The 24,806-nt window shown below is 67.1% G+C and carries 20 protein-coding genes and 2 tRNA genes; 19 read left to right on the top strand and 3 right to left on the bottom strand.

All coding sequences use genetic code 11. The features are described 5' to 3' along the window. Positions 1-72 precede the first annotated feature (72 nt). Entirely contained in the window at positions 73-975 is a 903-nt protein-coding gene (htpX, locus tag INQ43_RS05250) for a protease HtpX (RefSeq protein WP_194035395.1), read from the bottom strand. Positions 976-1,097: 122 nt separating this feature from the next. Between htpX and gluQRS the strand changes: the two genes are divergently transcribed. The 3 genes from gluQRS (at position 1,098) to phaR (ending at position 3,438) form a co-directional block, all read left to right on the top strand. Continuing rightward, positions 1,098-2,024: a tRNA glutamyl-Q(34) synthetase GluQRS gene (gene gluQRS, locus INQ43_RS05245; RefSeq protein ID WP_228062628.1), complete on the top strand. Its 927-nt coding sequence runs from the start codon at positions 1,098-1,100 to the stop codon at positions 2,022-2,024. Between the two features lie 101 nt (positions 2,025-2,125). Next, complete coding sequence (gene phbB / locus INQ43_RS05240; RefSeq protein ID WP_194035393.1) at positions 2,126-2,866, top strand: acetoacetyl-CoA reductase; 741 nt, start codon at positions 2,126-2,128, stop codon at positions 2,864-2,866. 83 nt (positions 2,867-2,949) lie between these two features. After that, positions 2,950-3,438, top strand: a complete 489-nt coding sequence (gene phaR / locus INQ43_RS05235) for a polyhydroxyalkanoate synthesis repressor PhaR (protein ID WP_043958875.1) — start codon at positions 2,950-2,952, stop codon at positions 3,436-3,438. 9 nt (positions 3,439-3,447) lie between these two features. Here the strand turns inward: phaR and INQ43_RS05230 are convergent, their stop codons facing one another. Both INQ43_RS05230 and INQ43_RS05225 read right to left on the bottom strand, forming a co-directional pair. Continuing rightward, on the bottom strand, positions 3,448-4,365 hold the full coding sequence (locus tag INQ43_RS05230) for a M48 family metallopeptidase (RefSeq protein ID WP_194037320.1): 918 nt from the start codon (positions 4,363-4,365) through the stop codon (positions 3,448-3,450). A 34-nt stretch (positions 4,366-4,399) separates the two neighbouring features. Further along, on the bottom strand, positions 4,400-6,238 hold the full coding sequence (locus tag INQ43_RS05225) for an SUMF1/EgtB/PvdO family nonheme iron enzyme (RefSeq protein ID WP_228062627.1): 1,839 nt from the start codon (positions 6,236-6,238) through the stop codon (positions 4,400-4,402). Between the two features lie 222 nt (positions 6,239-6,460). Here INQ43_RS05225 and rnd point away from each other — a divergent pair, with 222 nt between their 5' ends. The 16 genes from rnd to murB all read left to right on the top strand — a co-directional run bounded on the left by rnd (position 6,461) and on the right by murB (position 24,799). After that, positions 6,461-7,546, top strand: coding sequence for a ribonuclease D (gene rnd / locus INQ43_RS05220; protein WP_194037578.1), 1,086 nt, complete (start codon positions 6,461-6,463; stop codon positions 7,544-7,546). Positions 7,547-7,587: 41 nt separating this feature from the next. Further along, a tRNA-Ala gene (locus tag INQ43_RS05215) sits at positions 7,588-7,663 on the top strand. 300 nt (positions 7,664-7,963) lie between these two features. Further along, positions 7,964-9,598: a TldD/PmbA family protein gene (locus INQ43_RS05210; protein ID WP_194037319.1), complete on the top strand. Its 1,635-nt coding sequence runs from the start codon at positions 7,964-7,966 to the stop codon at positions 9,596-9,598. Between the two features lie 19 nt (positions 9,599-9,617). After that, positions 9,618-11,252, top strand: coding sequence for a TldD/PmbA family protein (locus tag INQ43_RS05205; protein WP_194037318.1), 1,635 nt, complete (start codon positions 9,618-9,620; stop codon positions 11,250-11,252). Positions 11,253-11,286: 34 nt separating this feature from the next. Beyond that, positions 11,287-12,621 (top strand): TldD/PmbA family protein, encoded by a 1,335-nt coding sequence (locus INQ43_RS05200; RefSeq protein ID WP_194037317.1) that lies wholly within the window; start codon positions 11,287-11,289, stop codon positions 12,619-12,621. A gap of 72 nt (positions 12,622-12,693) precedes the next feature. Further along, the gene (locus INQ43_RS05195; RefSeq protein ID WP_228062670.1) at positions 12,694-13,380 is read left to right on the top strand and encodes a DUF4159 domain-containing protein; all 687 of its coding nucleotides are present in this window, start codon (positions 12,694-12,696) and stop codon (positions 13,378-13,380) included. A 15-nt stretch (positions 13,381-13,395) separates the two neighbouring features. After that, positions 13,396-14,394, top strand: a complete 999-nt coding sequence (locus tag INQ43_RS05190) for a MoxR family ATPase (RefSeq protein ID WP_194037315.1) — start codon at positions 13,396-13,398, stop codon at positions 14,392-14,394. An 11-nt stretch (positions 14,395-14,405) separates the two neighbouring features. After that, complete coding sequence (locus INQ43_RS05185; RefSeq protein ID WP_228062626.1) at positions 14,406-15,311, top strand: DUF58 domain-containing protein; 906 nt, start codon at positions 14,406-14,408, stop codon at positions 15,309-15,311. Then, positions 15,308-16,522 (top strand): BatA domain-containing protein, encoded by a 1,215-nt coding sequence (locus INQ43_RS05180; protein WP_194037314.1) that lies wholly within the window; start codon positions 15,308-15,310, stop codon positions 16,520-16,522. The genes INQ43_RS05185 and INQ43_RS05180 overlap by 4 nt, the downstream gene beginning before the upstream one ends. After that, entirely contained in the window at positions 16,519-18,744 is a 2,226-nt protein-coding gene (locus INQ43_RS05175) for a hypothetical protein (protein WP_194037313.1), read from the top strand. The genes INQ43_RS05180 and INQ43_RS05175 overlap by 4 nt, the downstream gene beginning before the upstream one ends. Beyond that, the gene (locus INQ43_RS05170) at positions 18,741-20,579 is read left to right on the top strand and encodes a hypothetical protein (protein ID WP_194037312.1); all 1,839 of its coding nucleotides are present in this window, start codon (positions 18,741-18,743) and stop codon (positions 20,577-20,579) included. Before INQ43_RS05175 ends, INQ43_RS05170 begins: the two co-directional genes overlap by 4 nt. A 58-nt stretch (positions 20,580-20,637) precedes the next feature. Beyond that, positions 20,638-20,714, top strand: a tRNA-Arg gene (locus INQ43_RS05165). Positions 20,715-20,818: 104 nt separating this feature from the next. After that, entirely contained in the window at positions 20,819-22,351 is a 1,533-nt protein-coding gene (locus INQ43_RS05160) for an aldehyde dehydrogenase family protein (protein ID WP_194037311.1), read from the top strand. 86 nt (positions 22,352-22,437) lie between these two features. Then, positions 22,438-22,701, top strand: a complete 264-nt coding sequence (locus tag INQ43_RS05155) for a DUF4190 domain-containing protein (protein ID WP_228062625.1) — start codon at positions 22,438-22,440, stop codon at positions 22,699-22,701. A gap of 2 nt (positions 22,702-22,703) precedes the next feature. Further along, positions 22,704-23,762, top strand: coding sequence for a quinone-dependent dihydroorotate dehydrogenase (locus tag INQ43_RS05150; RefSeq protein ID WP_194037310.1), 1,059 nt, complete (start codon positions 22,704-22,706; stop codon positions 23,760-23,762). After that, entirely contained in the window at positions 23,759-24,799 is a 1,041-nt protein-coding gene (murB, locus tag INQ43_RS05145; RefSeq protein ID WP_194035381.1) for a UDP-N-acetylmuramate dehydrogenase, read from the top strand. Before INQ43_RS05150 ends, murB begins: the two co-directional genes overlap by 4 nt. Positions 24,800-24,806 lie beyond the last annotated feature (7 nt).

Genomic DNA, 24,806 nt, shown 5'->3' with positions numbered 1-24,806 from the left:
GCCGCTGGAGCAAAGCGGTCAAACAGAAAAACCCGCCAGATGGCGGGTTTTCCTTTTGCTGAAAAGAGTCGATCAGGCCACCGTGCGCACCGTGTCCGCCCGCGCCCGCAGGGCGTTGATTCGCTCCTCCAGCGGCGGGTGGCTGAGCAGCAGGCGGCGCATGCCATGGCCGACCGCGCCGCTGATCCCGAACGCGGCCACCTGATTGGGCAAGGTATTGACGCCGTTGTTCTGGCCGAGCTTCTGCAACGCGGCAATCATCTTGTCCCGACCGGCCAGGCTGGCGCCGCCGGCATCGGCGCGGAACTCGCGGTAGCGCGAGAACCACATCGCGATCATGTTCGCCAGCAGGCCAAACACCATGTCCAGCACGAACACGGTGATGTAGTAGCCAAAGCCCACGCCGCTGCTTTCGCGGTTGCCGCTCAGGTAGCTGTCGACGATGCGTCCGACGATGCGGGCCGCGACGATCACGAACGTGTTGAGCACGCCCTGCACCAGCGCCATCGTCACCATGTCGCCGTTGGCAACGTGGCTGACCTCGTGCGCAAGCACCGCTTCCGCCTCGTCGCGGCTCATGGAGCCCAGCAGACCGGTGGATACCGCCACCAGCGAATTGTTGCGGGTCGGTCCGGTGGCGAAGGCATTGATCTCCGGCGCCTCATAGATCGCGACCTCCGGCATCTTGATCCCGGCAGCCTCGGCCTGCCTGCGCACCGTGGCAACCAGCCACTGCTCGGCCTCGTTGCGCGGCGTCTCGATCACCTGTGCCCCGGTGGAGCGCTTGGCCGCCCATTTGGAAATCATCAGCGAGATCAGTGAACCGCCAAAGCCGAAGATCATCGCGAACACCAGCAAGGTGCCGTTGTCACCCAGCCGGATGCCAAAAACGCCCTGCAACACGCTCAATACCACGCCCAACAGCACCATCACCGCCAGGTTGGTGGCCAGGAACAACCCGATCCGCTTGAACATCGACACTTTCCTTACCTGCGCGGGTTGCGCAGCCGTACCGCAATCTGTGGCACGCTCAGGCCAAATTCAATAGCCAGCGATCCTGAGACACCATGGCGTCAGACCCGGACTGTGCGCACTTGGTGACCGACCGACCGGACCCGCGCGCGGTCGTGCCGCGAACTGGCTACCGCGGCCGCTTCGCGCCCTCACCCACCGGGCCACTGCATGCGGGCTCGCTGCTGTCCGCGCTCGGAAGCTGGCTGCTCGCCCGCTCGGCCGGCGGTGAATGGCTGGTCCGCATCGAGGACGTCGACCGCACCCGCGAAGTCGCCGGCGCCGCCGCCGCGCAACTCTCGGCGTTGAGCGCTTTCGGGCTGCGCCCCGACGCGCCGGTCGTATACCAGTCGCACCGCGAACCGCTCTACCAGCAGGCACTGGAAAAATTGCTCGACGCCGGGGCCGCCTTCGAATGCCACTGCAGCCGCAGTCAACTGGCCGCGGTCGGGGGAATCCATCGCCGCTGCGTGGCACGATCGGACCGGCGCGACCCGGCGACCCGCTTCCGTGTCGCCGATGACAGCGCGATCTCCTTCACCGACCGGATCCGCGGACACGTACAGCAGGACGTCCATCGCGAGGTCGGCGATTTCGTCATCCGCCGCTCGGATGGATGCTGGGCCTATCAGCTGGCGGTCGTGGTGGACGACGCAGCGCAGGGCATCACCGACGTGGTCCGGGGCGCGGACCTGATCGGATCCACCGCGCGCCAGATCCTCCTGCAACGTGCCCTGGGTCTGCCGACCCCACGCTACGCCCACCTGCCGCTGTTGCTCGATGCGGCCGGGAGGAAGCTCTCCAAGTCCGAGCGGGCCCACCCACTGGACCCTTCCGACCCGATTCCCGCGTTGCGCAGCGCGTGGAGGATGCTGGGCCAGGATGTCGCGTGCCTGCTCGACGCCGCCGACGTGGAGACGCTCCTGGAACAGGCCGTCGCGAACTTTGAACCTGGCCGGATCCCGGTCAAACCAGCACGGAGTGAACCGGCGGCGACCTCGCACAAACGCTGACGCTCTGATACACCTTAGGGCCCCACTCCGACAACACCGGGCCAGCCATCACCCGCCTGGCCCCACCCGGAAGCCCACCGGCCCTCATCTAGGAGAACACCATGTCGCAACGCATCGCCCTGGTCACCGGAGGTACCGGCGGAATCGGTACCGCAATCGTCAAGCGGCTCAGCAAGATGGGGCACAAGGTGGCGACCAACTACCGCGACGAGGCCCGTGGACGCGCCTGGCAGGAAAAGATGAAGGCAGAAGGGTATGACGTCGTCCTCGCCGCCGGCGACGTGTCCTGCCCGGAGCAGGGCGCCGCCATGGTCCGGGACATCGAGAAACAGCTCGGGCCGGTCGACATCCTCGTCAACAACGCCGGCATCACGCGCGACGCCACGTTCCACCGGATGACGTCGCAGCAATGGGACGAGGTGATCTGCACCAACCTCAACTCGTGCTTCAACATCACCCGCGCAGTCATCGAAGGTATGCGTGAGCGCAAATGGGGCCGCATCGTCCAGATCAGCTCGATCAACGGTCAGAAGGGCCAGTACGGGCAGGCCAACTACGCCGCGGCCAAGGCAGGCATGCACGGTTTCACGATCTCGCTTGCACAGGAAAACGCGCGGATGGGGATCACCGTCAATACGGTATCGCCAGGCTACATCGGCACCGAGATGGTGATGGCGGTACCGGAGGAAATCCGCGAGAAGATCATCGCCCAGATCCCCACCGGCAGGCTCGGTACGCCCGATGAAATCGCCTACGCGGTCAGCTTCTTCATCCCCGAGGAGGCCGGCTGGATCACCGGCGCGAACCTGTCGGCAAACGGTGGCCAATACATGGGTTGGTAACCTCGCCTGCACCTCTGGCGATGTTGCAAGGCTCCGGTTGCTCCGCCATGCTGCGGGGCATCATTGCTGCAGGCGACCTGTCGATGTCATCCAAGCGTGTCATCAAGAAGTATCCCAACCGGCGTCTCTACGACACCCGCATCTCGAGCTACATCACTATCGAGGATGTGCGCCAGCTGATCGTCGATGGCGAGGAGTTCGAGGTGGTGGATGCGCGATCGGGCGATGACCTCACCCGCCAGGTGCTGCTGCAGATCATCACCGAGCACGAGCAGGATGGAGAGCCGATGCTCTCCACCGAGCTGTTGAGCCAGATCATCCGTTTCTATGGCGACTCGCTGCAGGGCTACATGGGCAGTTACCTGGAGCAGTCGATGCAGGCGTTTCTGGACCAGCAGCAGCAGTTCCGCAAGCAGATGGGCAACGTCCTGGGCCAGACGCCGTGGACGATGATGAATCAGCTCACCGAGCGCAACATGACCCTGTGGAAAGAGTTCCAGAAGAACTTCTCGGCCAGCGTCGGCCAGGCGCCCAGGTCGGAGCGCAAGACCGACGAGCCGTCGGATTCCTGATCACAGCCCCTACTGCAGCGCGCCGCCGCAGTACTTCTCGTAGAACCCCACCGCCTGCGGCATGAGCCCCTGCAAGGTCTGGATGCGGTTGTCCGGATCCGGATGGGTGGAGGCGAATTCCGGTGGGCGCGAACCACCCCCCAGCTTCGACATCCGCTCCCACAACGGCACCGCCGCACGGGGGTCGTAGCAGGCCGCCGCAGCGAGCATCAGACCGACTTCATCTGCCTGGGTTTCGTGGTTGCGACCGTACGGCAGGATCAGCCCGTATTGCGCGCCGGCGCCCAGTGCAGCCATCACCGCCTGTTGCTGCTGCGGATCCATGCCGTCCACGGCCATGCTCGCCGCGATCTGGCCCATCTGCACCAGGTTCTGCTGTGCCATTCGCTGCGAGCCGTGCCGCAGCAACGCGTGGGCGATCTCGTGCCCCATCACGACCGCCATCGCGTCCTCGGTCTGGGTAATCGGCATCAGGCCGGTGTAGACGGCCATCTTCCCGCCCGGTAGGCAGAAAGCGTTCGCCTCGTCGGACTGGATCACGCTCACATCCCACTGGAAGTCCTTGTAGGTGGTAGGCGCCTGCTGCTGGTTCTGCGCGGCGAGATCCGCGGTCACCTGCGGCACCTTTTCGATCAGGCGGTTGGCGATCTCCCGGATCTGGCGGCTGGCCGGCGCATCCGGCGGCAATAGTGCCCCCTGGCCCTGCGCGTCCGCCTGCACCTGGCGGTACGCCTGCGCACCCAGGTCGACCTCTTCACTGGTGCTGACGCCGTAATGCGCGGTCTCGCCGGTGTATGGATCGGTCTCGGCCGAGCCAAACCACTGCCATGCGGCGAAGGCAGCAAACGCCACCAGGATCCACCAGCGGACGCCCACACCGCGGCGGCGCCCGGGTCCGGGCCGATTTCCCATGCGATCGGTGTTCATCGTGTTTCCTCAAAGGGGCCGGGGTGCAGCCGGCTCAGATCTCGCGCACCACGCGGAAGCCTACCCGCGCGTTTGTGGTGTTCGCGTCACTGCCCAGGCGCCACGAGGAACGGGTCTGCTCCGGCGAGCTGGCCCAGGAACCACCGCGAACCACACGCTCGCGGCAGCCGGGATTGACCCAGGCCTTGGCCGATGACGGCGCCCGCCGATAGCTCCCGTGCCAGCAGTCTCCGACCCACTCGCTGACGTTGCCGGCAATATCGAACAGGCCGTAGCCGTTGGGTGCGAAGCTTGCTGCCGGCGCGGGGCCCCAGGCACCGTCGCCGTAATCCTGGAAAGCATTGCGCCAATGCCGACCGCTGGGCGACTCGTCCAGGGCACCGGTGTAGTTGCCGCTGCCGGGCGGAGGCGAACCTTCTCCCCACGGATAAGGACCCGGGTTGCCCGCACGCAACATGTACTCGAATTCGGCCTCGCTCGGAAGCCGGTAGCGATGCCCGGTCTGATCGGCCAGCCACTCGGCATACGCATCGGCATCGCCGGCGCTGACGTGGATCACAGGCAATTGATCCGCCGCCGGCCGCCCGGTGTAGTCGTGTCGCCAGTCCACGCCGTTGCGGCGCACCAGGTTGCCACTGCGTTCGTCATAGACAGTGGAATAGCCGCGCCGCGCCGCACGCGTGGTGTGCCCGGTGGCGGTGACGAAGCGACGGAACTCGGCGACGGTGACTTCGTGCTGCGCGACGGCCAGTCCGCGATCAAAGCGTATGCTGCGCGCCGGTCGCTCCGCATCCGTGGCTGCCGCGTCATCCTCGCTTGCGCCCATGCGGAACCCACCGTGAGGGATCACCACCATCTCCGGCCCTCGCCCACCCAGTCGGAGCCCTTCGGTGAACACCTGGCCCGGCCTGAAAAGGCCGTAGTGGCTGGCCAGCTCGATGCGCTCACGCAGCTCCACGGCTGCCGGGTTGCCTTCCGGGGCGATGCGCAGGAGGTTGGCCAGATGGCCGCGCGCGACATCCACGCCACCTTCAGCGCTCAAGGCCGCGATGCCCTGGTCACGCAGGCTGCCGATGCGGGCGAGCCGCACGCGGTTGATCTGCCCGCGTGCGCGATCCACGGTCCCCATGTCAGGCCTGACCTCTGCGGCGCGGTCCAGCCAGGTCTCTGCAGCGTTGTAGTCATCGTCTTCCGCCGCTTTTTCGGCGCGCCGGATGAGCGCGCTCTCCGCGGCGGCCAGCCCCTGGGAGGCCCGCGCATTTCGCGGCCGAAGCTCCAGTGACTGGCGGAACCAGCCGATCGCTCCTCCATCGCCAACTTCGCCGATATCGCCCTGGTTCAGTGCACGCTCTCCGCGAAGGCTGGCTTCCTGGGCGCGCTCGACCGTCTGCAGCTGGTCGAGATAGGCAATGACCCGGGGATCCTCCGGAGCGACGACGCGGACGACCGAGCCGACCTCCTGTGCCTGGCGCAAGCCGGATGGATCATCTTCCACGGCAGCAAGCGCCTCGCCGGCGCTGACGACCAGGGCGTCGAGCGCATCGCCGAGGCCCTGGCGGATTTCGGCATCCTCCGGCGCCGTCTGGCGGAGGGCGAGATACAGCGGGATGGCATCGGCCTCGCCACCAAAAAGACGCCCTTCCTCCAGCGCGACGCGAGCCAGCTCCTTCAGCTCCCCGGTGTTTTCCTCATCCACATCGATGGCGGGCGCTTCCCACACCACGACCTCAGGCACGGCCTCGTCGGGGCCGATGGTGACCACCGGGGCGGTCGCAACCGACCCGCTCGGAGCAGTACGGTCGACCGATGTACCGTCACCGGAGCGCGAGCATGCCGAGCCGATCAGGACGGCCACCAACAGCAAAGCTTTCACTGCAAGTCGAGCCTTCACCCCCTTCGCGCGCGACGATGCCGCTGGCACTGGGTTGCGCAATCGTCCTCCTCGCCCGTGGGCTGTCGCGGTGGGGCGCGCCGATAAGGGCACGCTGAAAGTAGGCTATTGTCGCCGCTCCCGGCAACTCCCGTCTCCGGCCTACTCCACGTGACAGATTCCCAGAACGCCAAGCCTCATCCCACCGACTCATCTCCCGTCTGGATCGACTCTCCCGAGCAGCTCAGCGCCAGCCTCGCCCACGGACCCCGGCGCATCGGGGTGGACACCGAATTCATCCGCGAACGCACCTATTGGCCGAAACTGGCGCTGGTGCAGATCGCGCTGGAGCGCGACGGACAGCTCGAGATCCTGCTGGTGGACAGCCTGGCGCCGGGCATCAATGAAGCACTCGCCGCGATCCTGGCCGATACGACGATCCTGAAGATCATGCACAGCCCCAGCGAGGACCTGGTCGCCTTCAAGCACGCGTGTGATGCGCTGCCGCGCCCGCTTTTCGATACCCAGCTGGCGGCCTCGCTGACCGGGGTGGGCGGCGGCATGGGTTACCAGAAGCTGGTGGAAAGCATCACCGGCGTGCCGCTGGCCAAGGGCGAGACACGCTCGGACTGGCTGCGCCGACCGCTGTCGGCATCGCAGCTGGAATACGCCGCCGACGACGTCCGCCATCTGTTCGAATTGCACGATGTGCTGGAAAGCATGCTGCAGAAGCAGGGCCGCCGCGACTGGCTCGCTGCGGACGCGGAGCGCACGCTTGCCAACGCGGATGCCGACGGGCTGGAGCGTTGGCCGCACCTGTCCCTGCGCGGCTCGCAGTTCCTGGATCCCGATGCCCAACGCAGCGCGATCCGGCTGTTGCGCTGGCGCGACCGCTACGCACGCGAGACCGACCGCCCGCGGGGCTGGATCCTCGACAACGAGCTGGCCTTGCTGGTCGCGCGGGAGCAGCCCACCGGCACTGCAGCGCTGCAGGACTTGCTCGACGGCCATCCCAAGGCACCGCGCAAACTGACCGACATCATATGGAATGCCTTACGCACCCCTGTCGACGACGAAGCGGACGCACCGGATGCGCGACTGGCGGAGAAGCGCGACAAAACACGCCTGCGCGCGTTGCAGGACGCCGTCGCGAAGCTCAGTGTCGAACTCGACCTGCCGGCCGGCGTGCTCGCCTCGCGCAAGCACCTGGAAAGCCTGCTTGACCACGGCGAGTGGCCAGACGCGCTTGCCGGCTGGCGGCAGGAAGCGCTGGAGCCGGCGCTGACGCCATTGCTGGAGGGGAAACACTAGCGCTGGCGTCGCCGCGCCGTTAGACTTGGCTCCGATTTCATGGGGCGGTAGCTCAGCTGGGAGAGCGCCACGTTCGCATCGTGGAGGTCAGGGGTTCGATCCCCCTCCGCTCCACCATGAAACAGTCCGGATCGCATCCGGGACGGTAAAAGGCCCTGCCACCGGTGCAGGGCTTTTTGCTGTGTGGGCCATCAACCGGGATCAGACGGGTCACCCGGCTTCCTGTCCGAATGACGGTGGTTTGTTTGCGTGATGAGGCCAAGTCACGCCGGATCGGGATCTGTCCCGCTGGATGTGCCGAAGGTCACTTGACGCCTTCCGGACTCCTCACCACAGTCGATTCACGCAGTTCTCCCTCCTGTCTCCAACGCTTTGCGTTCGTCAAAGCGGGTCGAGCACACCAGTGGCGCATGAACGATGGATAGACGGCAGTTTCTCACTCTCAGCAGCCTCGGCGTCGCCGGTCTGGCGATCCCCGGATGGGGCCACGCCATCGCAGCGGAGGCACTTCTGGATCCTGCGCTCGACGTGGCGATGAAAAAATCGCTCGCCGACACGGCGTTGCAGGCGGCAACCGACAGCGGCGCGTCGTACTGCGATGTCCGCATCGGCCGCTACCTTCGCCAGTTCGTGATCACCCGCGAGGACAAGGTCCAGAACGTGGTCAATACCGAATCCACCGGCATCGGCGTGCGGGTCATCGCCGATGGTGCCTGGGGTTTCGCGGCGACCAACGACATGGGCGCGGCGGGTGTCGCCGAGGCGGCCAGGCAGGCGACGGCCATCGCCAAGGCCAACGCGAAGACGCAGACGGCTCCGGTAATCCTGGCCCCCACGCCCGGACTCGGCGAGGTGAGCTGGAAGACGCCCATCCGCAAGAATGCGATGGCCGTGCCGCTCAAGGAAAAGGCCGACCTCCTGCTGGGCGTCAATGCCGACGCGATGGGCGCGGGGGCCAGCTTCGTCAATTCGATGCTGTTCCTGGTCAACGAGCAGAAGTATTTCGCCTCCACCGACGGCTCCTACATCGACCAGGACGTGCATCGGATCTGGGCGCCGATGACGGTCACCGCGATCGACAAGGCCAGCGGCAAGTTCCGCACCCGCAGCGGCCTGTCAGCGCCGATGGGCATGGGCTTTGAATACCTGGACGGCGACGCCTCGGGCCGCTTCGTGCTGCCCAACGGCGTCACCGCCTACGGCCAGTCCTACGACATGCGCGCCGACGCGATCGCTGCCGCCAAGCAGACGTTGGAGAAGCTCAAGGCACCTTCGGTCAAGCCCGGCAAATACGATCTGGTGCTCGACCCCTCGCACACCTGGCTGACCATCCACGAATCGGTCGGCCATCCGCTCGAGCTGGACCGCGTGCTCGGCTACGAAGCCAACTACGCCGGCACCAGCTTCGTCAGCCTGGACAAGGTCCGCGACCGGTTCCAGTACGGCAGCAAGAACGTCAACATCTTCGCCGACAAGACCCAGCCCGGAAGCCTGGGCGCGGTCGGCTACGACGATGAGGGCGTAAAGACCCGCCGCTGGGACCTGATCAAGGACGGCAAGCTGGTGAACCTGCAGGCGACCCGCGACCAGGTCCACCTGCTGGGCGAGGACGCATCGCACGGCTGCTCCTACGCGGACTCGTGGTCGAGCGTGCAGTTCCAGCGCATGCCCAACGTGTCCATGGCCCCGGGCAACGCAAAACTCAGCGTCGCGGACATGATCAAGGACGTCGAGAAAGGCATCTACATCATTGGCGACGGCTCGTTCTCGATCGACCAGCAACGCTACAACGCGCAGTTCGGCGGCCAGCTGTTCTATGAGATCGAGGACGGCAGGATCACCGGGATGCTCGAGGACGTCGCCTACCAGATCCAGACGCCGGAGTTCTGGAATTCCTGCGCGGCGGTCTGCGACAAGAGCGACTACCGCTTCGGCGGGTCGTTCTTTGACGGCAAGGGCCAGCCCTCGCAGGTGTCGACGGTATCCCATGGCTCCAGCACCGCACGCTTCAACGGCGTTAACGTGATCAACACCGCGCGCAACCTGGGTTGATGGAAGGGCACGAGCGATGATGCACCGCCGCGATTTCCTCAAGGCCTCCAGCGCAGGGCTCGGGCTGCTGTTGCTGCCCGCGTTCGGCCGGGCCATTGCCGCCGAGGAGCTGACCGGCGGTATCGATGCCGCCTTGAAGAAGCGCCTGGCCGACACCGCGCTGGATACCGCCAAAGCCGGCGGCGCGGGCTATTGCGACGTGCGCATCGGCCGCTACCTGCGCCAGTTCATCACGACCCGCGAAGACAAGGTCGAGAACGTCGTCAATACCGAGTCGACCGGCGTCGGCATCCGCGTGCTGGCCAATGGCGCCTGGGGTTTTTCCGCCACCAACCAGCTCGGTACCGATGCGGTAGCCGAGGCGACCCGGCAGGCGCTGGCGATCGCGAAGGCCAATGCCGGCACGATCACCGAACCCGTGCAGTTGGCGCCGACGCGCGGGGTCGGCGAGGTCAGTTGGGCGACGCCGATCCAGCGCAACGCGATGGAAGTACCGATCAAGGACAAGGTCGAGCTGCTGATGTCCGCCAATGCCGCGGCGACCGCGGCCGGTGCGAGCTTCGTCGCCTCGCGGATGTTCCAGGTCAACGAACAGAAATACTTCGCCTCCACCGATGGCTCCTACATCGACCAGGACATCCATCGCATCTGGACGCCCTTCACCGTCACCGCGATCGACAAGGCCAGCGGCAAGTTCCGCAGCCGCGACGGGCTGTCCTCGCCGATGGGGATGGGCTATGAGTTCCTCGACCCGAAGTCGCAGCACCGCTTCGAGTTGCCCGGCGGCGTGGTGATGTATTCGGATTCCTACGACATCGTCGCCGACGCCGCGGCTGCCGCGCGCGACGCCAGGGCGAAGCTGAAGGCACCGTCCGTCAAGCCGGGCAAATACGACCTCGTGCTGGACCCCAGCAACCTGTTCCTCACCATCCATGAATCGGTCGGTCATCCGCTGGAACTGGACCGCGTGCTCGGCTACGAGGCCAACTACGCCGGCACCAGTTTCGCCACGCTCGACAAGTGGCGCTCGGGCGATTACCGCTACGGCAGCGACCAGGTGACCTTCGTCGCCGACCGGACCCAGCCGCACTCCCTCGGCGCGATCGGCTTCGATGACGAGGGCGTGGCGGCGAAGCGCTGGAACCTCGTCGAGGACGGCGTGCTGGTCAATTACCAGGCCACCCGCGACCAGGCCCACATCATCGACGAAGAATGCTCGCACGGCTGCTCCTACGCCGACTCGTGGTCGAGCGTGCAGTTCCAGCGCATGCCCAACGTCTCGCTGGCGGCCGGCAAGTCCGAGCTTTCGCCGGCGCAGATGATCAAGGACATCGACGACGGGATCTACATCTTCGGGCGTGGCTCCTACTCCATCGACCAGCAGCGCTACAACGCCCAGTTCGGCGGCCAGCTGTTCTATGAGATCAAGGACGGCCAGGTCACCCACATGATCGAGGACGTGGCGTACCAGATCCGCACGCCGGAATTCTGGAACGCGTGCTCGGCCACCTGCGATCAGCGCGACTACCGTCTTGGCGGGTCGTTCTTCGACGGCAAGGGCCAGCCCTCGCAGGTATCGGCCGTCTCACACGGATCCAGCACCACCCGCTTCGACGGCATCAACGTCATCAACACGGCACGCAACCTCGGCTGAGAAGCCAGGCACGCACCAATCAGGAGTTGCACAGATGGGTATGTTCACCGAACAGGAAGCCAAGGCGATCCTCGACAAGGTCATCGCCCTGTCGACGGCCGACGAGTGCACGGCGACACTGACCGGCGCGATCGACGGCAACGTCCGCTTCGCGCTGAACAATATCTCCACCAGCGGCGTGGTCAGCAACACCGATCTGGGCGTGCAGGTGGCGTTCGGCAAGCGGGTCGGCACTGCGACGATCAACGAGTTCGACGACGCGGCGTTGAAGCGCGTGGTGCAGCGCGCCGAAGAGCTGGCCAAGCTGGCCCCGGAAAACCCCGAGTTCGTTCCCGCCGTCGACAAACAGCAGTACAAGCCAAGCCCGACCTTCAACGCGGCGACAGCGGCGATCACGCCCGAGTACCGGGCCCAGGTCGCGGCCGCTTCGATTGCGCCCAGCAAGGCGGAGAATCTGGTTGCCGCCGGCTTCCTCAACGATGGCCAGCGCTTCTCCGCGATGGCCAACAGCAAGGGCAACTTCGCCTACCAGAAGGCCGCGGCGATGGATTACACCTGCACCGTGCGCACCGAGGACGGCACCGGTTCGGGCTGGGTCGGACGCAACCTGGCCGATGTCAGCGACTTCAACGTCGGCAACGACATCCAGACCGCGATCCGCAAGGCGCGCAGTTCGTCGGGTGCCAAGGCGCTGGAGCCGGGCAAGTACACGGTGATCCTGGAGCCGGCTGCCGCGGCGGGCCTGGTGTCGTTCATGATGCGGTTCTTCGATGCGCGCCAGGCCGACGAGGGCCGCAGCTTCCTGTCCAAAAAGGGCGGCGGCAACAAGCTCGGCGAGCAGGTCTACGACCCGCGCGTGAACATCAGCTCGGACCCGTGGAACCCCGAAGCCGCGGTCCTGCCCTGGGACGACGAGGGCCTTCCGCGCGAGAAGATGGCGCTGGTCAAGGACGGGAAGATCGCCAACCTGCAGTACTCGCGCTTCTGGGCCAGGCAGCAGGGCAAGCGTGCGGTGGGCCGGCCCGGCAACCTGCTGGTGGCGGGCGGGACCAAGTCCACCGGCGACCTGGTGCGGGAAACCCAGCGAGGCATCCTGGTCACCCGGACCTGGTACATCCGCATGGTCGATCCGCAGACGGTGTTGCTGACCGGCCTGACCCGCGACGGCACCTTCTACATCGAGAACGGCGAGATCAAATACCCGGTCAAGAATTTCCGCTTCAACGAGTCGCCGGTGATCATGCTCAACAACATCGACGAGCTTGGAAGGCCGGTCCGCGTGGCCGGCGATGAGTCGGACATAGTGATGATGATCCCTCCGATGAAGCTGCGCGACTTCACCTTCACGTCGCTCTCGGACGCGGTCTAGCGGTGTTCGCGGCGCTTCATCGCCCGTGTTGACGGGATGAGCAGCGTCGCCGGTCGCCGGCATTTCCTGCGCATGTTCGGGGCGGCCGCGGCCGCCGCCCTGCTGGGCCCGCTACCGTTCGCCACCCGCGCGCAGAGCACGAATTACGACTTCTGGTTCACCCGCCTGCGCTACGAGTCGGGTGACTGGGACGTCGACGAACGCATGCCGTCCAATGTGCTGACCTCGCTGATCGACTACACCAGCCTTCGCGTCGACCCGAAGGAGCACGTGCTCGACCTGGCCGATCCGAAAATGCTGATGGCGCCGTTCTGCTACCTCGCAGGACACAAGCTGGTCGAGTTCAACCCGGCCGAGCGTCGCAACTTCGAGCAATACGTGCGCAACGGCGGGTTCGTCTTCGTCGATGACTGCAACCACGACATCGACGGCCTGTTCGCCCGATCGTTCGAGGCGCAGATGGCCTCGATCTTCGGCAAGTCGGCGATGAAAAAGCTGCCCAACAGCCATGCCCTGTACCGCAGCTTCTTCATGTTCAAGGACGGCCCGCCCGCCACGACCTTCGAGCTCAACGGCTGGGGCGACGACCTGGTCCACGACTACCTCAAGGGCATCGAGGTCAACGGCCGCCTCGGCGTGCTCTACAGCAACAAGGACTACGGTTGCGAGTGGGACTACGACTGGCGCAACCGGCGCTTTCTGGCCGAGGACAACACCAAGCTCGCAGTCAACATCGTGATCTACGCACTCACCGCCTGAACCAACGGGATCCCCATGAACGACGCCCCCACGGAAATCGACATCCAGTCCGAACTGGCCGGGCTGGACACCCTGCGCGCCGCCATCGCGAAGGCGATCGTGGGCCAGGACGAGGTGGTCGAACAGTTGCTGATTGGCCTGCTCGCCGGTGGCCACTGCCTGCTTGAGGGCGTGCCCGGGCTGGGCAAGACACTGCTGGTGCGCTCGCTGGGGCAGGCGCTCGACCTGGGCTTCCGGCGCATCCAGTTCACTCCGGACCTGATGCCCAGCGACATCATCGGCACCGAGATCCTGGAGGAGGACCACGGCACCGGGCATCGCAGTTTCAAGTTCCAGCGAGGACCGGTATTCACCAACCTGCTGCTGGCGGACGAGCTCAACCGCACGCCGCCCAAGACCCAGGCCGCGCTGCTGGAGGCGATGCAGGAGCGCACCGTCACCTATGCGGGCGTCACCCATCCGCTGCCCTCGCCGTTCTTTGTGCTGGCTACCCAGAACCCGATCGAGCAGGCCGGCACCTACCCTTTGCCGGAGGCCCAGCTCGACCGCTTCCTGTTGCATGTGCGGGTCGCCTACCCCACCCAATCGGAGGAACGCGACATCCTCGTCCAGACCACCGGCACCCACCACGCCGAAGTGCCCCGGGTGATGGACGGCGACGCGATCCTGGCCTTGCAGGCGCGTGTGCGCGAGGTCCATCTGGGTGACGACCTGCTGGACTGGATCATCCGCCTGGTTCGAGCCACCCGCCCCAATGAAGGCGCGCCCGGCGAAGTGCGGGAGTGGGTGAAATGGGGCGCCGGCCCGCGTGCAGGACAGTCGCTGGTGCTCGCATCCAAGGCGCGCGCCTTGCTGCATGGACGCCTGGCCGCGACCCGCGAGGACGTGCTTGCGCTTGCCGCGCCGGTGCTGCGCCATCGCCTGCTGTTGTCGTTCACTGCCGAGGCCGAACAGAAAAGCACCGATGACGTCATCGAAGCGCTGTTGAGGGCCGTCCCGCTGGCGCCACGCTGAGTCGCGATCCCGTGGCCACCTCACCTGCCGCCGTGCCCGACCTGATTCCGCCACAACTGCGTGCGCGGCTGAAAGGCATCCAGATCTCTGCGCGCCAGGCGGCAGGCGCGCAGGGCTTCGGCCTGCACCAAAGCCAGAACCGTGGCGCCGGGCTGGAGTTTTCCCAGTACCGCGCGTACGAGCCCGGCGACGAGCTGCGCCAGGTGGACTGGAAACTCTATGCGCGCTCGGACCGCTTCTTTGTCCGTGAATCCGAGCGTGACAGCCCGCTGGACCTGTGGATCCTGATCGACACCAGCGCGTCGATGGCGCAGGAGGACGGCGCGCGCCCCGGATGGTCCCGCCTTGACGCGGCCAAGGTGCTGGCCGCGTGCCTGATCGAAGTGGCGCTGCGACAGGGCGACCGCTTTGGCCTGGCCATGATCGGCGGCGAGGGCTTGCGGGCTTCCGGGCTGGGCGCCGGCGCGCGCCATCGCGATCGATGCGTGCTGGAACTCCGCCGTCTGGCGGCTGCCGGCGCGTGGCCGGACGAAGCGCAGCTGCGACCGGTATGGGAGCACGTGGCTGCCCGCAGCCTGGTCGTGTTCCTGGGCGACACCTTTGATGAGGACGTCGTACGCCTGGCCGAGCGCCTTGCCGCGGCCCGCCGTGAAGTATTGAATCTGCAGATCCTCACCACAGAGGAGCGTGACTTCCCGTTCCTTGGCGGCCATCGTTTCCGCGATCCGGAAACCGGTGAGGAGTTGATCGCCGACGGTGCCGCTGCACGCGATGGCTTCATCGCCCGCTTCGCCACGGCGCGCGCCGCCCTTGCCAAACGCCTAGCCGCCGGCGGTATCCGGCACGTGGAATACGTGCTCGACGAACCGCTCGACCTCCCGCTGCGACGTCTGTTCAGCGCTGGCCGCGTGGCATGACGCTGTCGCTCATGTTGCCGCTGGGGCTGGCGGCGTTGGCGTCGCTGCTGCTGCCGGTGCTGGTGCACTTGGCCCGGCGCAGCGAACAGCGCGTGGTGGTGTTCGCCGCCCTGCGCTGGCTGCAGGCAAAACCGCAGCCGCGACGCAGGCATCGCCTCGATGAAATCCCCCTGTTGCTGCTGCGCCTGCTGATGCTGGCGGCCCTGGCCTTGCTGATCGCCGAGCCGGTACTGTTCGGGCGCCCGGACCGCACGCCCCGTGTGCTGGTGGCGCCTGGGGTCGACGTGACTTTCCTTCGCCACGACAGTGGCTTGACCGACGCGCGTTGGCAACGACTGGCGCCCGGCTTTCCAACGATGGACGATGCCGGCGTCGAAGCGCCCGGGCTGCCAAGCGATCGCCAGGCGTCCGTGTCCAGCCTGTTACGCGAATTCGACGCGAGCCTGCCCGTCGGCACGCCACTGACCGTGCTGGTGCCGCCGGTGATCACAGGCGCCGATGCCGAACGGCCCGTCCTCAGCCGCACGGTCGACTGGCGCGTTGTCGCCGACGCCGTACCGCCGTCCGCACCGCCTGACGCCACCGACACCCGGCCGCCCATACCGACGCTGATGGTCCGCTACGCGCCGGAGCACCCGGAAGGGCTCAAGTATCTGCGCGCCGCCGGCGCCGCATGGCAGGTGGCGCGCGGCGGCGGTTCGGCGGCTGAGGACGACGCTGAGGCGGCAGTGACCGTCGCGACTGATTCCACGCCCCTCGCGGGGTCCCGTCTGGCGTGGCTGGTACCCGGGCCGCTGCCGGATGCGGTTCGCCAGTGGGTTGCCGGGGGCGGCGATGCCCTGCTTGCAGACGGTGCCATCGCACCGGATCTGGAGGGTGCGCCCGTCATCTGGCGCGATGCCACCGGCCCGCTTGCGCGCGGCACCCGTCTGGGACGCGGCCGATTGATGCAGCTGGAGCACGGACTTTCTCCCGCCGGGATGCCGATCCTGCTGGAGCCGGACTTTCCCGAGCACCTGGCTGCCTTGTTCGCCGAGGCACCGCCTCATCCGGCCTGGGTCGATGCCAAGGCGCACGCCCCGCGCTTGGGCGCCACGCCTTACCCGGACGCCCCCCGTCCGCTTGCGCCGCCGTTGGCCGCGCTGATCGCCCTGTTGTTCCTCATCGAGCGATGGATGGCCAATGGCCCGCGTCGCAGGACGGCTGCATGAGCACGGCCGACACCCGACTGCGCCGCGCACGTGAGGCTGCGGCCCGGCGCGCCCGCATCCAGGCCGCACTGTCGGCACTGCCGTGGCTGCTGCTTGCAGCCGCCGTCGCCTGGCGGGTCAATGCAGCGGCCTGGTCGATCCTGGTGCTTGCGGCGATCGCGCTGGTCGCGGGCTGGCACGCCTGGCAGGTGGGACGCGCGTTCGACGAACGCTGGCTGGCGCGGACGCTCAACGCACGGCGGGGCGACATGGAAGACAGCGCGGACCTGCTGTTCCCGCATCGGACCGCAACCAACCCCCTGGAGCATTTGCAACAGCAGCGCCTGCGGCAACGGGTGCAGGACGGCCCGCCGATCGACCTGCCGGAGCCGTGGCGACGCCGCCGCCTGCTGCTCTGGGGCACGCTCGCCGCCGCGCTCGCAGGCGCGGTGGTCCTCTATCCGGAGCCGCAGCAGAAATCCTCAACCGCCAGCACTCCCGGCCCCGAGCGCGCGTCGCCCGACCGTCCCGCGCAGCTGACTGGCGTGAGCATCGACATCCAACCGCCCGCCTACACCGGCGTGGCTGCAACCAATATCGATACCCTCGCCGCGACGGTACCCGAAGGCTCCGTCCTGCAATGGACCCTGCGCTTCGCGCCGATGCCGCGACAGGTCGAACTGGTTTTCCACGACGGCGAGCGACTCGCGCTCAAGCGCGACGGCGACACGGACGCCTGGGTTGGCCGTCGCCGCATCGATCGCCCTGCCCTGTATCACCTGCAACTGGAGCATCCGCTGCCGGCGGCACAGGCCGGCGAGAACCGGATCGACGTGATCCTCGACAAGCCACCCGAGTTGCGCGTGCTGAAACCGCTGCAAACCCTGACGATGGCGGCGTCCGGGCAAAGCCAATGGGCGCTCGAATTCGAGGCCAGCGATGACTACGGATTGTCTCCCTCCGCCGAGTTGAGCATCACCCGGACCGTCGGCAGCGGCGAGAACATCACCACCCGCCAGCAGACGATCACCTTGCGCGGTCGAGGCGGCCCCAAGCAGATGCGCTATGCCCACCAGATCGCGCTCGCCCCTTTGGGCATGGTCGCCGGTGAGGACCTGATCGTGCGGCTCAGCGTCAGTGACCGGCGAACGCCGTCGCCGCACACCGTTGTGAGCCCCAGTTACATCCTGCGCTGGCCGGCGCCGCCGGTGGTCGAGTCCGCCGACCTGGACGGCCAGGTCAAGCGGGTCATGCCGGCCTACTTCCGTAGCCAGCGCCAGATCATCATCGACGCGGAGGCGCTGCTGAAGGAGAAGCCGCGGCTGGCGGCCGACCGCTACCTGGAACGGTCAGACCGCATCGGCGTGGACCAGCGGCTGCTTCGCCTTCGATACGGCCAGTTCCTCGGAGCGGAAACCGGAGGCACGCCGCAACTGCTTCCCACCAACGACGCCCAGGACGTGCACCAGACCGACCTGCCGATTGAAGTCGCATCGGAGGCACCGGCGCCGGCACCAGCGCCGGATCCCGCCCATGTGGCCGAAGACGCAGACGGGCACGACCACGCCGGGGGGATCCAGCGCCAGCCGACCTTTGGTGAGGAAGCCGCCGTGCTCGAGCAGTTCGGCCACACCCACGACCATGCGGAGGCGGCGACCCTGCTGGATCCCGCAACCCGCGAACTGTTGCGATCCGCGCTCAACGAGATGTGGCAGTCAGAACTCAAGCTTCGCCAGGGTGAGCCGGACCGCGCGCTGCCCTTCGCACACCGGGCATTGGAACTCATCAAGCAGGTGCAGGAAGCCGAGCGCATCTACCTGCCGCGCGTGGGCAGCCAAGTGCCGCCGATCGATCCCGGCCGGCGCCTGAGCGGTGACCGCAGCGGCATTGTCAGTCGTCGCGATCCACTGCATCAGGCAACCGCGCCCGATCCGACCGCCGTGGATGCCTGGCGTGCGCTGGCGCCCACGCCAGGCGCCGCCATCCCCGACCTCGACCTCGACCTCGACGAGCTCGCACGCTGGGTCGACTCGCAGGATGTCGCTGACGCGGATCCGCTGCAGCTGGCAGCGGCCATCGCCGAAGTACGCCGCGACCCGGCTTGCCGCGAATGCCGTGCGCGCCTGCGCGGTGCGCTGTGGCCGCTGGTGACACGGCCACCCGCCGCAGCGTCGGAGCGGTCGTCCGCGGGTGAGTCCGGCGACGCCTATCTGGACGCACTGCAACGCGAGGGCCGGCAATGAGCCCGCAACTGCTGGTCATCGGAATTCTTGCGCTCGCGGTGCTGCTGGGCAGCGCTCGCGCCCTCCGGGTCCGAACACGGCTGCCTCGGGAGTCGCGACCCCATCCGTTTCGCACGACAGTGCTGTTACTCACCCAAATTGCCAGCGCCGGCCTGCTCTACTTCGTGCTGTTCCCGCCACCGGTCCCGCATGAGCCGGGGACCCTGGTCGTGCTGACTGCGCGTGCCGACGAGGTCACCGCGCAGCGTGTCGTCGGCGACCGCACCGTGGCGTTGCCCGAAGCCGGCACGAGCATGCCCGCCGACGCCGAGCGTTTTCCCGACCTCGCCAGCGCATTGCGCACCCATCCGGCGACCCAACGCATCCGTGTCCTGGGCGCCGGGCTGGTCGCTCGCGACCGCGACGCAGCACCCGGGCTGGAAATCGAGTTCCGCGCAGCGCCGCAGCCATCGGGTCTGGTCGAAATCCACTCCCCGCAGCGCGTGGCCGCCGGACGACGGTTCGCCGTCAGCGGACGGGCGGAAGCAGTCACTGGCGGATCGGTCGAACTGCGCGACCCCGCCGATCGCCCGCTGGATCGCAGCGAGCTCAGCGACGACGGGCAGTTCACGCTGCATGCCAGCGCACGCAGCGCCGGCCTGACGGCCTATCGAGTGCTGGTGCTGAACACCGAAGGCGACACCATCGACGAGGCTCCGGTACCGGTTGACGTGGCGCCCCCACGCGACTTGAAGGTGCTCGTACTGGCCGGTGGGCCATCGCCGGAACTCAAGTACCTGCGCCGCTGGGCGCTCGATGCGGGAGCCGTACTCGACACCCGCATCAGCCTGGGCGCCGGCACCCAGGTCGGCACCGCACCCGGCCGATTCGATGCCGCGGCGTTGGATCAATTCGACCTGCTCGTACTCGACGACCGCAGCTGGGGCACCCTCACCCGCGATCAACACGAGGTCCTCGCCGCTGCGCTCGACCGGGGACTGGGCCTGTTGCTGCGGATGGCTGGGCCGCCGGGCGACGCCGACCGCCAGCGATTGGCGGAGCTGGGCTTCGAAGTCGCCCGCACCAACCCCGACCCCGGGGTCCGCCTCGGCGGGGAATGGGTCGTGCCGGGCGACGCCGCCGACGCGCTCCCAAGCCTTACCCGCGTCGTGCGCGTGACGGCTGCTGACGGTATCGAATTGCTTGCTGACGGCGCCGGGGAGCCGCTTGGGTTCTGGGTGGCGCACGGGCGAGGCCGCGTCGGCGTATGGCCGCTGGTCGACAGCTACCGCCTGGTCATGGCGGGACGGCAGGACGTCCACGGCGAGATGTGGAGCAGCGCCTTCAGCACCCTCGCCCGCGCCAGCGTCGCGACCACATCCCCGGTCACGATTGAAGCTGCCGCGCCGTACCAGCGCAGCGTGATCTGTGCCATCGGCGAAGGCACGCAGGTGCTGTCGCCTGCCGGTGACTCCGTCACCCTGCACATCGATCCGGCCAGCGGCGACGCCGACTGCGCCGGGTTCTGGGCAAACGCCCCCGGTTGGCACGAGCTGCGCGACGCTGAGCACACGCAATTGTTCCTGCTTCCGTCTGCAGGACAAAACCCGGCAATGACCGCCAACGCGTTGCGTCAGGCGACTCTGATGCTTGCGGCTGGCGCGGGCGGATCCTCAGTTTCCACCGAATCCTCTGCCCGACACCCATCCTCACGACCTGGCCCCCGCTGGCCCTGGTTCCTGGCGTGGCTCGCCTTGGCTGGCGCCTGCTGGTGGCTGGAACGCTCCCGCTGGCTGTTTCGCCCGGCAAACAACAGCGCTGAAACACGGGCACGCAGTGATCGGCCGAAGCGATAGCGAGGTCACCGCGCGTCGCGCCACCCCGGCACCGGTTCATGCGAAAATAGGCTGTTACGGCCCCGTAGCTCAGCTGGATAGAGCGGTCCCCTCCTAAGGGACAGGTCACACGTTCGAATCGTGTCGGGGTCACCATTCATCGTCTGCGAGACGTTTCGCGGCATCGCCGCGTGCCCCGCCCGGATCAATCCGCGGCTTGAGGCGCGGCCTCACCACTGTTCGATCAACTGGAGATCTTCATGACCCATCCCGTCCTCACTGCGCTCGGCCTGAACGACACCGAATCCGGCACGTACCTCGGCAATGGCGAATGGGCCAAGGCCGGCAACGCAGGCACGCTGGAGCCGCTGAGCCCGACCGACGGCGAGTCACTGGCGAAGGTGCATGCGACCACGCAGGCCGACTACGACACGATCGTCGAGCGCGCCCAGGCCGCCTTCAAGGTATGGCGCAGCACGCCGGCCCCGCGCCGTGGTGAAGCGGTGCGCCTGTGCGCCGACGCGCTGCGCGAGCACAAGGACGCGCTGGGTTCGCTGGTCGCGCTGGAGATGGGCAAGTCCAAGCCCGAAGGCGACGGTGAAGTTCAGGAAATGATCGACATCGGCGAGTTCGCCGTCGGCCTGTCGCGCCAGCTGTATGGCCTGACCATGCATTCGGAGCGCCCCGGCCACCGCATGTACGAGCAGTGGCACCCGCTGGGCGTGGTCGGGGTGATCTCGGCGTTCAACTTCCCGGTCGCGGTGTGGGCGTGGAACGCGCTGGTCTCGGCGGTCTGCGGCAACATCACCATCTGGAAGCCGTCGCCCAAGACTCCGCTGTCGGCGATCGCCTCGATCAAGATCTGCAACGAGGCCCTGCGCAAGGGCGGCTTCCCCGACATCTTCTTCCTGTTCAACGACGCGGGCACCGAGCTGGCCCAGCACTTCGTCGACGACAAGCGCATCAACCTGATCAGCTTCACCGGTTCGACCAAGGTCGGCCGCCACGTGGGCGAGCGCGTCGCCCGCCGCATGGGCCGTTCGCTTCTGGAGCTGGGCGGCAACAACGCGATGATTGTCGATGCCAGCGCGGACCTGAAGCTGGCGATCCCCGCGATCGTGTTCGGCGCGGTCGGCACCGCCGGCCAGCGCTGCACCTCGACCCGCCGCGTGTTCATCCACGAGTCGATCTATGACGACGTGCTGGCCAAGCTGGTCACCGCCTACAAGCAGGTGGAAGGAAAAATCGGCGATCCGACCGACCCGTCCAACCTGATGGGCCCGCTGAACAGCCCGGAAGGCGTCAAGGAGTTCCTTGCCGCGATCGAGAAGGCCAAGGCGGCCGGCGGCAAGGTCGAGTCCGGTGGCGAGGCGATCGACCGCAAGGGCAACTTCGTCCTGCCGACCCTGATCACCGGCCTGGCCAACAGCTCCGAGGTGGTGCAGACCGAAACCTTCGCGCCGATCCTGTACGTGATGAAATTCAGCACCCTGGACGAGGCCATCGAGATGCAGAACGACGTGCCGCAGGGCCTGTCGTCGGCGATCTTCACCGAGAGCCTGAAGGCGGCCGAGCAGTTCCTGTCGGCGTGGGGCTCGGACTGCGGCATCGCCAACGTCAACATCGGCACCTCCGGCGCAGAGATCGGTGGCGCGTTCGGCGGAGAGAAGGAGACCGGTGGCGGTCGCGAGTCCGGCTCGGATGCATGGCGCGCCTACATGCGTCGCCAGACCAACACCATCAACTACTCCGACGAACTGCCGCTGGCGCAGGGCATCAAGTTCGACCTGTAAGCCCGACCCACCGAGCACCGTCGATGAACACATCCGTCTCCGCCCCGCTTCCGCCACCGACGCACCAGGTCCGCCGGACCAGCAGCATGGCCGTCATCAGCCTGGTCGCCGGAATACTGGGTTGGACGCTGCTGCCGTTCGTGGCCAGCATCGTGGCCATCGTCACCGGGCATATGGCACGCAGTGAGATCAAAGCCGCCAATGGCCTGGTCGACGGCGATGGACTGGCGGTCAGCGGCCTGGTGCTCGGTTACGCGATGGTCGCGCTGGCGATCGTGTCGATCATCGGCGTGTTGCTGCTGTTCGGTGGTCTCGCGGCGTTCCTCGCGCTTGCCTCCAACTGGGGGTAGATGTGTACGGTCTGGCCCGCCCGCTGCTGTTCGCCATGGATGCCGAGCGCGCGCATGACCTTGGTCTGCGCGCGCTCGATGTCGCATGGCGATCGGGCGCGGCCTCGCTGCTGTCGAAAGTTCCTGCCCCGCTGACGACACGCGCTTTCGGGCTGGATTTCGCCAACCCGGTCGGGCTGGCCGCCGGCTTGGACAAGAATGGCGAGCACATCGATGCACTGATGGCGCTGGGCTTCGGCTTCGTCGAGATCGGCACCGTCACGCCGCGCCCGCAGGACGGCAATCCGAAGCCGCGCATGTTCCGCCTGCCGTCGCAGAAGGCGGTGATCAACCGGCTGGGCTTCAACAACGCCGGTGTGGACGCGCTGGTGCGCAATGTCGAACGGGCCGATCGCAAGGGCGCGTTGCTGGGCATCAACATCGGCAAGAACAAGGACACCCCCAACGACATCGCCGACGGCGACTACATGTACTGTCTGTCGCGCGTGTATGAGCTGGCCGACTACGTGACCGTCAACATCTCCTCGCCAAACACGGCCGGGCTGCGCGAACTGCAGGAGGAACAGACCCTGCGGCGACTGGTCGGCACCCTGCGCGAGGAGCAGGAACGCCTCGGCGCCAAGCACGGCCGTCGGATCCCGATGCTGGTGAAGATCGCGCCGGATCTGTCGGACCCGGATATCGAGGCGTGTGCCCGCGTGCTGACGGAGATGCAGGTCGATGGCGTGATCGCGACCAACACCACGGTCTCGCGCATTGCGGTGGAAGGCGTGCGCGGTGCCGACGAGACAGGCGGACTTTCAGGGAAACCGCTCATGGGCCGTTCCACCACCGTGCTGCGGATGATGCGAACGCGCCTGCCCGAGTCGATCCCGCTGGTGGGTGTCGGCGGCATCCTCAGCGGCGCCGATGCGGTGACCAAGATGGCCGCGGGCGCCACCCTGGTGCAGTGCTACTCCGGCCTGGTCTATCGCGGCCCGGGCCTGATCAAGGAGTGCGTGGAAGCGATCCGCCGCCGCAAGTTCGCGCCCAGCGGCGGACCGTTGCCGCCGGCTGCATGAGCGATTCCGTACGACTGTTCCGCAATGTGCCGCTGAAGTCGCGCAACAGCTTCGGCGTGCCTGCGTTGGCGCCTTTTCTGGCCGAAGTGGACGACGCCTCCGCCCTCCCCGACGTGCTGGCTTCAGCCGATTTCCGCGACCACCCGCCACTGGTGATTGGCGGCGGCAGCAACCTGTTGTTCGTCGGCGATCCGCAAGCGCCTTTGCTGGCACTGACCGGCAACCGCGTGGTGGTCGCGCGAGAAATCCATGGCGCGGCGATCCTGCGTGCCGACGCCGGAACCACATGGCACGCACTGGTCATGGAGTCGCTCGCGCTAGGCCTTTGCGGACTGGAGAACCTGGCGCTGATCCCCGGCACCGTCGGCGCGGCGCCGATCCAGAACATTGGCGCCTATGGCGTCGAGGTGGGCGAGTTCATCCACCGGGTGGAGGCGTTCGAGCCGGCCACCGGCGAGTGGCATCATCTGAGCGCCGCCGATTGCGCGTTCGCCTATCGCGACAGCCTGTTCAAGCGTGAGTCCGGTCGCTTGATCATCACCGCGGTCGAGTTCGCCCTACCGCGTGATTTCGAGCCGCGCCTGAGCTATGCCGGGATCAGCGCGCAGCTCGAGGCAGCTGGCGTTTCCAACCCCACGGCGCAGGATGTCGCTGACGCGGTCGTCGCCATCCGCCGCGGCAAGCTGCCCGATCCGACTTTGATCGGCAACGCCGGCAGCTTCTTCAAGAATCCCATCCTCCCGGCTGCACAGGCCAACGCCCTGCAGGATGCCAACCCGTCGATGCCGACGTTTGCCACCGGCTCGGACGCGACGAGGAAGGTATCCGCGGCATGGCTGATCGATGCCTGCGGCTGGAAGGGCCGTCGCAGGGGCGACGCGGGCGTCTCGGGGTCCCACGCGCTGGTGCTGGTCAACCACGGCGCGGCCAGTGGGCTGGAGCTCTACGAGCTCGCCCGAGAGATAGCGGGGTCGGTGCGCAAACGCTTTGGCGTCGCCCTGGAGCCGGAACCGCGACTGATCGGCGCGAGCTGGTGACAGCACC

Origin of the sequence: Lysobacter sp. H23M47 (assembly GCF_015209765.1) — a bacterium.
GTDB classification, from domain to species: Bacteria; Pseudomonadota; Gammaproteobacteria; order Xanthomonadales; family Xanthomonadaceae; genus Novilysobacter; species Novilysobacter avium.
Note: the sequence above shows the minus strand (reverse complement) of the source record. Positions and strands in the feature narration are given on the sequence as shown.